Source organism: Nonomuraea sp. NPDC049784 (genome assembly GCF_040659615.1).
Classification (GTDB): domain Bacteria; phylum Actinomycetota; class Actinomycetes; order Streptosporangiales; family Streptosporangiaceae; genus Nonomuraea.
This window is the reverse complement of sequence record NZ_JBFAMX010001196.1, coordinates 1-1,436: the sequence shown is the minus strand read 5'-3', so window position 1 is coordinate 1,436 and position 1,436 is coordinate 1. Positions and strand designations below refer to the sequence as shown.

2 protein-coding genes are annotated in these 1,436 nt (G+C 72.1%); both read right to left on the bottom strand.

Annotation, left to right across the window (positions count from 1 at the left end):
* Window positions 1-617 (bottom strand): prenyltransferase/squalene oxidase repeat-containing protein (locus tag AB0J09_RS64675; RefSeq protein ID WP_360714407.1); only part of this gene is annotated, 617 nt, incomplete at its 3' end.
* Between the two features lies 1 nt (window position 618).
* Window positions 619-1,436, bottom strand: an 818-nt coding sequence (locus tag AB0J09_RS64670; protein ID WP_360714405.1) for a polyprenyl synthetase family protein, incomplete at its 5' end; no start/stop codon positions are given.

The window sequence follows — 1,436 nt, the reverse complement described above, 5'->3', positions numbered from 1 at the left end:
GGGCGCGGCACCTGGCCGGTCCGCAGCTCGGGCAGTTCGAACGGGAGCCGGCGCACCGGCCGGTAGGCGGTCACCACGGTCAACGGCACGATGGTCTGCCTGGCCCAGCAGGCCCAGTCGTAGATGTTGAGCGGGAACCACGACGGCAGGAACATCATCTCGGGAGGCATGACGGGCAGGTCCCGCCACGACCACTCCCCGAACAGCGCCAGCCAGATACGGGTGAACACCCTGCTCGCCTCGATGCCGCCCATGGCCCGGATCTGCTCGGAGGCGGCGCGCATGTGCGCCGCGCCGGGCGGGTCGCCGGCGAGCCGCAGCGCGGTGTACGCCTCGACGGTGGTGGACAGATCGGCGGGTCCTTCGTGGAAGTTGGCCCACGTGCCGTCGGCCCGCTGCTCGGAACGGATCCACCGGGCGGCCTCCGCCGTGTCCTGCTCGGTGCGGATGCCGAGGAACTGCCGCAACAGCAGGTCTTCCGCGTCCATGGTCACGTTGGTCTGCAGCTCGCCCTTCCACCACCCCTCCGCGGACCGCAGGCCGATCAGATGGTCGCAGGCGGCCTGAAGTGCGTGCTCGGCGCCGGTCAGCAGGCTCTGGGTCTCGAGGGTGGTCATGTCAGTGATCCCTGGATGCGATGAATCGGGCGATGTGCAGGAACTCGGCTCGTACGTCCGTGGGTATGTCCACGTCGGCGAGGCACCGGGCCGCGGCGTCGAGGCGCCGCTCGGCCTCCAGCTCGGCCCACGCCCGGCCGCCCGCCTGCTCGATCAGTTGAGCGGCGTCGTGCAGGTCGGACTCGGTCAGCGGGTCGGGCCGGGCCAGCAATCCGGCGAGCCGGTGTCCGGCCGCCGTCCGGCCGGTGAGCGCGGCGACCACGGGCAGGCTCTTCTTGCGGGCACGCAGGTCCGACAGCACCGGCTTGCCCGTCACCTCGGTCCTTCCCCAGATGCCGAGCAGGTCGTCGGCCAGCTGGAAGGCCAGGCCCGCCTCGGTGCCGAACGCGGCCAGGGAGCCGGCCAGAGGGGCAGGGCCCTCGACCGCCGTGACGCCGATCGAGCACGCGCAGGCCAGCAGCGAGGCGGTCTTGTGCCGCGACATCCGCAGGCACTCCTCCCTCGTCACGTCGTCGCGGTCCTGGAACTCCAGATCCTGGGCCTGGCCCGCGATGAGCGAGAGCGTGGCGTGATTGAGCGCGCGGGCCGCCGCCGTGTAGCCGGGGGTTCCCTGTTCCAGCAGGAGATCCCCGGCCAGGGCGAGCAGGGCGTTGCCGCAGAGGATCGCTTCGGAGCGGCCGAACACCGTCCAGGCGGCCGGCTGGTGCCGGCGTACCGGGTCGTCGTCCATGACGTCGTCGTGCAGGAGCGAGAAGGCGTGCACGAGCTCCACCGCGGCGGCGGCGGGAAGGCACCGCGCGATGTCCGCTTCCGCCGCCC